The organism is Streptomyces sp. MBT53 (assembly GCF_016654115.1).
Taxonomy (GTDB): domain Bacteria; phylum Actinomycetota; class Actinomycetes; order Streptomycetales; family Streptomycetaceae; genus Streptomyces.
Genome location: NZ_JAEQAZ010000325.1, coordinates 1 through 8543, shown reverse-complemented (window position 1 = coordinate 8543; position 8543 = coordinate 1). Strand labels below are relative to the sequence as shown.

Below are 8543 nucleotides of genomic sequence, written 5' to 3'. Positions count from 1 at the left end.
CGACGGCGAGGGGGCCCGTGCCGGCGGCGAAGGCCGCGACCGCCTCGGAACTGTCCGGCCGTGAGGTCGAGGTGCTCCGTCTGGTCGCGGAGGGCCAGTCGAACAAGGCGATCGGCGTCTCCATGGGCCTGTCCGCACTGACCGTCAAGAGCCATCTCGCCCGCATCGCCCGCAAGCTCGGCACGGGTGACCGCGCCGGCATGGTCGCGGTGGCCCTGCGCACCGGAATCATCCACTGACCCTGTCCCGGAACCACGTCCTCCACTCCCCCGCCGAGCCGTGAACCGGATCTTTCACTTACCTGACTGGTTTACGACCCCCAGACGCCCGTCGACGGAACGTTCCGTCGGCGGGCGTTGTCCATACACGGATACCCTTGACACGTGACCGACGCCCAAGAAACCGCAGCAGACAGCTCACTGCGAACCACCGGAGGCGCCCCTCCGGACGACGTCGAAACGGCGCCGATCCCCTTGCTCGAACCCCGGGAGGGCATTCCGCCCGTGATCGCCGACGAGGACGCCCTCGCCGAGGCGGTCGCGGCCTTCGCCGCCGGCACGGGCCCCCTCGCCGTCGACGCCGAGCGCGCGTCCGGCTACCGCTACGGACAGCGCGCCTATCTGGTGCAGCTGCGCCGCGAGGGCGCGGGCACCGCACTGATCGACCCGGTCGCCTGCCCCGACCTCTCGGGCCTCGGCGAGGCCGTCTCCGGCGTCGAGTGGGTGCTGCACGCCGCCACCCAGGATCTGCCGTGTCTGCGGGAGATAGGCATGGTGCCGACGCGGCTCTTCGACACCGAGCTGGCGGGTCGGCTCGCCGGATTCCCGCGGGTCGGCCTGGGTGCGATGGTCGAGAACGTCCTCGGTTTCGTCCTGGAGAAGGGGCACTCCGCCGTCGACTGGTCCACCCGCCCGCTGCCCGAGCCCTGGCTGCGGTACGCGGCCCTGGACGTGGAACTCCTCGTCGACCTGCGGGACGCCCTGGAGAAGGAACTGGACCGGCAGGGCAAGCTGGAGTGGGCCCGCCAGGAGTTCGACGCGATCGCGGCGGCACCGCCCGCCGAACCCCGCAAGGACCCGTGGCGTCGTACGTCCGGGATGCACAAGGTACGGCGGCGCCGGCAGCTCGGTGTCGTACGGGAGCTGTGGCAGACCCGGGACCGGATCGCGCAGCGGCGGGACGTGTCGCCGGGGAAGGTGCTGTCCGACGCGGCGATCGTGGAGGCCTCGCTGTCGCTTCCCGCGGATGTGCAGGCGCTGGCCGCGTTGAACGGGTTCGGGCATCGGATGGGGCGGCGGCAGCTGGAGCAGTGGCAGGCGGCCGTCGACCGGGCCAAGGCCCTGCCCGACTCGGCGTTGCCGCAGCCCGGGCAGCCGGTCACCGGGCCGCCGCCGCCCCGCGCCTGGGCCGACAAGGATCCCGAGGCCGCGGCTCGGTTGTCCGCGGCGCGCGCCGCGGTTTCCGCGGTGGCCGAGGGGCTCAACATGCCTCAGGAGAACCTGATCACTCCGGACACGGTTCGGCGGGTTTGCTGGGAGCCGCCGAAGAATGTGGATGTTGAGTCTGTCGGGGCTGCACTGGCGGGGTACGGGGCTCGGGCCTGGCAGGTGGAGCAGGTGGCGCCTGTTTTGGTGGAGGCACTGTCCGCCAAGGCGCCGTAGCGATTGGCGTTGTGTGGCGAGTGCGGGTGATCTGTGGCTGGTCGCGCAGCTCCCCGCGCCCCTGAAGGGCAACGCTTCTCGAGAAGTTGAAGCGTCTATATCGCGCCAAGATCTTTGAACTCCGCGAACGGGTCACACGCGGCGGAAGGTGCTGCGAGACTCCCCCTCGATGAGCACAACTCGCGTCACCATCAAGGACGTTGCCGCGCGGGCCGGGGTGTCGAAGGGGGCGGTGTCGCTTGCCTTCAATCACAAGCCGGGGCTCTCCGACGCGACGCGGGAGCGGATCTTCGAGGCCGCGCGGGAGTTGGGCTGGGCGCCCCATCTCACCGCGCGGTCGCTGGCCGGGGCGCGGGTGGACGTCGTAGGGCTGGCTGTCTGTCGGCCGGGGCGGTTGCTGGGGCTCGAACCGTTCTACATGGAGTTCATATCCGGCGTGGAGAGCGTGCTGGTCGAGCATTCCTGTGCGCTGCTGTTGCGGCTCGTGCGGAGTGCGGAGGAAGAGGTCGGACTGCAGGAGTCGTGGTGGCGGGCCCGGCAGGTCGGCGGGGCGATTCTCGTCGATTTCCGGGCCGATGATCCGCGGGTCGGCGTGGTGCGGCGGCTGGGGCTGCCGGTGGTGGCCGTGGGGCATCCGTCGTTGACCGGGGGGCTGACCTCGGTGTGGAGCGACGATGTCGGCGCCGTGACCGAGGCGGTGCGGTATCTGGCCGTGCTCGGGCATCGGCGGATCGCGCGGGTGGGTGGGGTGGCGGCGCTCACCACGCTGCGGACCGACGCCTTCGACGCGGCGACGCGGGCGCTGGGGCTGGTCGGGGCCCGGCAGCTGGCCACCGATCAGTCGGGGGAGGCGGGGGCTCGGGCCACGCGGTCACTGTTGGCGGGTGCGCCGGCGGACCGGCCTACGGCCATCGTGTACGACAACGACATCATGGCGGTGGCCGGGCTCTCGGTCGCCGCCGAGCTGGGGCTCGCCGTACCGGCCGATGTGTCGGTGCTGGCCTGGGACGACTCCGAGTTGTGCCGGCTCACGCGTCCGACGCTCTCCGCGATGAGCCATGATGTGCACGGATTCGGCGCGGACGCGGCACGGACGCTGTTCGGGGTGATCGCCGGGGACGGTTCCGGTTCGCATCCCGTGCCCACTCCGGTGCTGACCCCTCGGGGGTCGACCGGACCGCCCGGAACATGATCGCGAGGGTTCCGGAGTGTGACGTTCGCCGCTTGGAGCCCCGGGACTGGGCAGCCTGGTTACTCACAAGTAGCATGGTTCCTGAGCGCGCGCTCAGCGCATCGCAGCAGTGCAGATCCCGCACCCTGGAGGAGAGCCAATCGTGCCTCGTACCGTCAGGGACGTCGTCTTCGTAGACGGCGTCCGTACCCCGTTCGGCAAGGCGGGCCCGAAGGGCATCTACCACGAGACCCGGGCCGACGACCTCGTCGTGAAGGCGATCCGGGAGCTGCTGCGCCGCAACCCCGGTCTGGACCCCGCGAAGATCGACGAGGTCGCCATCGCCGCGACCACGCAGATCGGCGACCAGGGGCTGACCCTGGGGCGGACCGCGGGCATTCTCGCCGGGCTGCCGCAGTCCGTGCCCGGCTACTCCATCGACCGCATGTGCGCGGGCGCGCTGACCGCCGTCACGACCACCGCGGGCTCCATCGCCTTCGGTGCCTACGACGCCGTCATCGCCGGTGGTGTCGAGCACATGGGCCGCCACCCGATGGGCGAGGGCGTGGACCCGAACCCGCGGTTCGTGAGCGAGAAGCTGGTCGACGACTCCGCGCTGTTCATGGGCATGACGGCGGAGAACCTGCACGACCGCTACCCGCACATCACCAAGCTGCGCGCCGACGAGTACGCGGTGCGCTCGCAGGAGAAGGCCGCCAAGGCGTACGCCAACGGCAAGATCCAGCAGGACCTGGTGCCGATCTCGGTGCGCAACACCAACGAGCAGGTGGGCGAGACCGGTTGGGGTCTGGTCACCGCCGACGAGCCGATGCGCCCGGGGACGACCCTGGAGAACCTGGCCGGGCTCAAGACGCCGTTCCGGGTGCACGGCCGGGTCACCGCGGGCAACGCGGCCGGTCTCAACGACGGTGCCACCGCGTCGATCATCGCCAGCGAGGACTTCGCGCGCGAGAACAACCTGCCGGTCAAGATGCGTCTCGTCTCGTACGCCTTCGCGGGCGTCGAGCCGGAGGTCATGGGCTACGGCCCGATCCCGGCGACCGAGAAGGCGCTCGCCAAGGCGGGCCTCGGCATCGGTGACATCGGCCTGTTCGAGGTCAACGAGGCTTTCGCCGTACAGGTGTTGGCCTTCCTGGACCACTACGGCATCGCGGACGACGACGAGCGCGTCAACCAGTACGGCGGCGCGATCGCCTTCGGCCACCCGCTGGCCTCGTCGGGCGTGCGCCTGATGACGCAGCTGGCCCGCCAGTTCGAGGAGCAGCCGAACGTCCGCTACGGCCTGACGACGATGTGCGTCGGCTTCGGCATGGGCGCCACGGTCATCTGGGAGAACCCGCACTTCGAGGGGGACAAGTGAGCACCACCACCGAGCTTCTGAAGGGTGCGGCCGAGCTGTTCCCGGACGAGGTAGTGACGTCCGCGCACGTCCGCCACCTCGAACTGCCGTACAGCGCGGGGCGGTTCGCGCTCATCACGCTGGACAACGGCTTCGACCACACCAAGCCGACCACCTTCGGTCCGGCCTCGCTGGCGAACCTGAACACCGCCATCGACCAGGTCGAGAAGGAGGCCGCGGCCGGAGAGATCGTCGGCGTCGGCATCACCGGCAAGCCGTTCGTCTTCGCCGTCGGCGCGGACCTCAAGGGCGTCGAGCTCCTCAAGAACCACGACGACGCGCTCGCCATCGGCAAGGGCGGCCACGAGGTCTTCAAGCGCCTCGCGGACATCGCGGTCCCGACCTTCACGTACTACAACGGCGCGGCCATGGGCGGCGGCGTCGAGGTCGGTCTGCACTGCGAGTACCGCACGGTCTCGAAGCACATCGCCGCGTTCTCCCTGCCCGAGGTCTTCCTCGGTCTCGTCCCCGGCTGGGGCGGCTGCACGCTGCTGCCGAACCTGATCGGCGCCGAGAAGGCCGTCTCGGTGATCATCGAGAACAGCCTCAACCAGAACAAGCAGCTCAAGGGCCAGCAGGTCTTCGACCTCGGGATCGCCGACGCGCTCTTCGAGGGCGCCGACTTCCTGGAGCAGTCGCTGATCTGGACGGCGAACGTCCTCAAGGGCGAGATCAAGGTCGAGCGTCCGGCGATCGACCGCGGCGAGGCCTGGGACCAGGCCGTCGCCAAGGGCCGATTCGTCGCGGACTCCAAGGTGCACGGCGCGGCCCCGGCCGCCTACCGCGCCCTCGACATCATCGAGGCCGCCAAGAACGGCGACCTCCAACAGGGCTACGACGCCGAGGACTTGGCCCTCGCCGACCTGATCATGGGTGGCGAACTCCGCGCCGGTATCTACGCGTTCAACCTGGTGCAGAAGCGCGGCAAGCGTCCGGCGGGTGCGCCCGACAAGTCGCTGGCCCGTCCGGTCACCAAGGTGGGTGTGGTCGGCGCCGGTCTGATGGCCTCGCAGCTCGCCCTGCTCTTCCTGCGCCGCCTCGAAGTCCCGGTCGTCCTCACGGACATCGACCAGGAGCGCGTCGACAAGGGTGTGGGCTACGTCCACGCCGAGATCGACAAGCTGCTGTCGAAGTCCCGTATCAACCAGGACAAGGCCAACCGCCTCAAGGCCCTGGTCACCGGTGTGCTGGACAAGGCCGAGGGCTTCTCCGACGCCGACTTCATCATCGAGGCCGTCTTCGAGGAGATCGGCGTCAAGCAGCAGGTGTTCGCGGAGGTCGAGGCGGTCGCCCCGGCGCACGCGATCCTCGCCACCAACACCTCCTCGCTGTCCGTCTCCGAGATGGCGTCGAAGCTGAAGAACCCCGAGCGGGTCGTCGGCTTCCACTTCTTCAACCCCGTGGCGATTCTGCCCCTGTTGGAGATCGTGCGCGGCGAGCAGACGGACGACGCCTCGCTCGCGACCGCGTTCTCGGTGGCCAAGAAGCTGAAGAAGACCGCCGTGTTGGTGAAGGACGCCCCGGCGTTCGTCGTCAACCGCATCCTCACCCGCTTCATGGGCGAGATCCAGAACGTCATCGACGAGGGCACCCCGGTCGCGGTCGCGGAGAAGGCGGTCGAGCCGCTCGGTCTGCCCATGTCCCCGCTGGTGCTGCTGGAGTTGGTCGGTCCGGCCATCGGGCTGCATGTCTCGGAGACCCTCAACCGGGCCTTCCCGGACCGCTTCACGGTCTCCCCGAACCTCGCGGCCGTCGTCAAGGCGGGCAAGCGCGGCTTCTACGTCTACTCCGCCGAGAACGGCTTCAAGCCCGAACTCGACCCCGAGGTCGCCGCGTTGCTCAAGCAGGGCGACAGCGTCCTGACCGAGGAGCAGGTGCGGGACCGGGTCCTGGACGCGGTGGCGCAGGAGATCGGGCTCATGCTCGACGAGGGTGTCGTCGCCGAGGCGCAGGACATCGACCTGTGCCTGATCACGGGCGCCGGCTGGCCCTTCCACCTGGGCGGCGTCACGCCGTACCTGGACCGCGAGGGTGTCTCGGAGCGGGTGAACGGCAAGCCGTTCCTGGCGCCGGGTCTGGCGAGCGTTCCGGCCTAGTACCTTCGTACGGTGCCCGGTACATCGGCCGATGTACCGGGCACCGGCATGTCAGGGGACGTCCTCGACGTGGACGACACGCAGTTCGGTGCCGTCCTGGTCGCGCTTGGACCGGCCGTGCATGCCGACGGCCAGATGCGAGGGGTCGTCGGGCTCGTCCGTACCGACGAAGGTGACGACGTCCCGGTGGTGGCTCGTCACCAACCACCCCTCGCCGTTCTTGAGTTCGAGTACCCGGAAGTCGCCCGCCGACGTCGCCACCTGTACGGGGCCGAACTCGCGCAGGATCCCGGTGGCCTGTTCGGCGGGATCGCCGTCGGGCTCCTCCAGCAGCACGCACGTGCCGTGTTCGAACACGACCCACGGCTTTTCGGAGCCGTCGAGGATGAGCCGCCACGCGGCGATGAGTGATTCGGTGTCCACGATGGTCATCATGGCGCACTCACACCTCACACCTCGCGCCAGGCCTCCAGGGCCAGGCCCGGCTCGTCCTTGCGCCGGGTGACCAGGAGTTGACCGGTGGACGGGGACAACGTCGCGGCGGCCACCCGGTCGTTCTCGTCCAGCGTGAGCGAGACCTCGGCGTCCGCCGGGAGTTGGGGGCCCGACTCGGTCCACCAGGCGCCCGCCGACTCCTGCTCGGTGGGATACGCGGCGAACGCGACCCGGCCGCTGGCCGAGCGCTGGGCGAGCAACGTGCAGTCGTAGCCGTCGAGTTCACAGCGGACGACGGAGACCGGACCCGGGCCCGCGGAGGCCAGCAGGGCGAGCGGCTTGCCGCCGGGACGCCAGGCGCAGAGGTCGCCGGAGTCGTCCGTGTAGTAGAGGGTGGTCGTCTCCGGGGAGGTGGCCAGCGCGCGGAGCGTGCCCGGTCTGATCGCGGCCTCCATCGCCTCCTCCAGGACCGGCTGCGCACCCGGCTCCAACTGGCGCCAATGCAGGATCGCGCCGGGCACCGCCGCGTACAGCTCGACCGTGCCGGACTCCCCCGTCACCGCGGCCAGGTCCTCGTGGACGTCGCTCCCCTTGAGGTCGCGCCAGGGATCCCAGCCGCCCTTCTCCCGCTGGGCCAGCATGCTCACCCCGCCCGCCGCGTTGCGGACGAAGATATAAGCCCGCCCCTCCGTGTCGACCGCGACCGCCGGGACGCCCGTGCGGTCGCCCTTCTTGTCCGGGTGACCGACCGGGTTCCAGTCGAGGGCGGTGAGCCGGGGCCGGAAGTGCGTGGAGTGGACCAGCCCGGATTCGCCGGGCAGCGTGGGCCGCCAGGACACCAGGTGGGCGTAACCGTCCGCGCCCTGTCCGATGCCGAGCAGCCCGGGGTGCAGCTTCTGGTCGCCGCCCACCGTGCGCGGGGCGCCCCAGAGGCCGTCGGGGCCGCGTTCCGCCCGGCACAGGACGGCGTCGCCCGAGGGCAGATAGACACTGAGCCGGCCGTCACGGCCGCGGAGGAGCCAGTCGCCGTTCACCTGTTCACTGTAATTGGGGCGGGCGTTCGCGCACGGGGCACCCCCCGCCCGCGTGGGACCCTTGCCCCATGGACGAGGACACTCCCCTGCTGGTGATCGTCGACGGCGCCAATGTCGTCGGGTCGGTGCCCGACGGCTGGTGGCGCGACCGCAGGGGTGCCGCCGAGCGTCTCCGCGACCGGCTCGCGAGCGACGGTCTGCCGGGCCGCACGGACCCCGTGGAGCTGGTCCTCGTCGTGGAGGGCGCGAGCCGCGGCGTGGCGTCCGTACCGGGCGTACGGGTCGACTCGGCCCCCGGCAGCGGCGACGACCGGATGGTCGAACTGGTCGCCGAGGCCGCCGGCCGGCCGTGCCTGGTGGTCACCGCCGATCGCGAACTGCGGCGCAGGGTCACGGAGTTGGGTGCGGAGGTCACCGGGCCGCGCAGCGTACGGGGTTGACCTGGACGGCACGCGGCCCGGCAACTCCCGCGCGCCGAGCGGGACTTACCGGGCCGACGGTCGACCGGTGTGCCTACGGGGCGTTTCCGCCCGGCGGTGTGATGGACCCGCCCGCCTCCGCCGCCTGTTGCTGTCCGAGTCGGCTGTGGGTGCGGCCGTAGAGGAAGTACACGACGAAGCCGATCACCATCCAGATGGCGAAACGGAGCCAGGTCTCGGCGGGGAGGTTGAGCATCAGCCAGAGGGAGGCCAGGACCGAGAGGATGGGGAGGGCGGGAACCAGGGG

The 8543-nt window shown here is 70.5% G+C and carries 9 protein-coding genes; 6 read left to right on the top strand and 3 right to left on the bottom strand.

Annotated features, from left to right (window positions below; genetic code table 11):
- The 5 genes from JHN45_RS49800 to JHN45_RS49780 form a co-directional block, all read left to right on the top strand.
- A partial coding sequence (locus JHN45_RS49800) for a response regulator transcription factor (RefSeq protein ID WP_201056078.1) occupies nt 1–239 on the top strand: 239 nt, incomplete at its 5' end.
- A gap of 144 nt (nt 240–383) precedes the next feature.
- On the top strand, nt 384–1661 hold the full coding sequence (locus JHN45_RS49795; protein WP_200716637.1) for a ribonuclease D: 1278 nt from the start codon (nt 384–386) through the stop codon (nt 1659–1661).
- Between the two features lie 169 nt (nt 1662–1830).
- Nucleotides 1831–2853 carry a LacI family DNA-binding transcriptional regulator gene (locus tag JHN45_RS49790; protein ID WP_201056076.1) on the top strand — a complete coding sequence of 341 codons (1023 nt, stop codon included), beginning with the start codon at nt 1831–1833 and terminating at the stop codon, nt 2851–2853.
- Between the two features lie 142 nt (nt 2854–2995).
- Entirely contained in the window at nt 2996–4213 is a 1218-nt protein-coding gene (locus JHN45_RS49785) for an acetyl-CoA C-acyltransferase (RefSeq protein ID WP_019073940.1), read from the top strand.
- Nucleotides 4210–6348: a 3-hydroxyacyl-CoA dehydrogenase NAD-binding domain-containing protein gene (locus JHN45_RS49780; RefSeq protein WP_201056074.1), complete on the top strand. Its 2139-nt coding sequence runs from the start codon at nt 4210–4212 to the stop codon at nt 6346–6348. The genes JHN45_RS49785 and JHN45_RS49780 overlap by 4 nt, the downstream gene beginning before the upstream one ends.
- 51 nt (nt 6349–6399) lie before the next feature.
- Here JHN45_RS49780 and JHN45_RS49775 read toward each other — a convergent pair whose 3' ends face one another.
- Together JHN45_RS49775 and JHN45_RS49770 are read right to left on the bottom strand one after the other, a co-directional pair.
- Nucleotides 6400–6780, bottom strand: coding sequence for a hypothetical protein (locus JHN45_RS49775; RefSeq protein WP_236584983.1), 381 nt, complete (start codon nt 6778–6780; stop codon nt 6400–6402).
- 17 nt (nt 6781–6797) lie between these two features.
- Complete coding sequence (locus tag JHN45_RS49770) at nt 6798–7817, bottom strand: hypothetical protein (RefSeq protein WP_201056072.1); 1020 nt, start codon at nt 7815–7817, stop codon at nt 6798–6800.
- A 68-nt stretch (nt 7818–7885) separates the two neighbouring features.
- Between JHN45_RS49770 and JHN45_RS49765 the strand changes: the two genes are divergently transcribed.
- A complete protein-coding gene (locus JHN45_RS49765) occupies nt 7886–8257 on the top strand; it encodes an NTP pyrophosphohydrolase (RefSeq protein ID WP_200716643.1) in 372 nt (123 codons plus the stop codon).
- 73 nt (nt 8258–8330) lie between these two features.
- On the opposite strand, the gene JHN45_RS49760 is transcribed toward JHN45_RS49765, so the two are convergent.
- A partial coding sequence (locus tag JHN45_RS49760; protein ID WP_307783433.1) for an amino acid permease C-terminal domain-containing protein occupies nt 8331–8543 on the bottom strand: 213 nt, incomplete at its 5' end.

Coding starts and splice junctions, on each gene's coding strand:
- JHN45_RS49790 (WP_201056076.1), top strand. CDS start 1,831: ATGAGCACAACTCGCGTCACCATCAAGGACGTTGCCGCGCGGGCCGGG.
- JHN45_RS49775 (WP_236584983.1), bottom strand. CDS start 6,780: ATGACCATCGTGGACACCGAATCACTCATCGCCGCGTGGCGGCTCATC.
- JHN45_RS49765 (WP_200716643.1), top strand. CDS start 7,886: ATGGACGAGGACACTCCCCTGCTGGTGATCGTCGACGGCGCCAATGTC.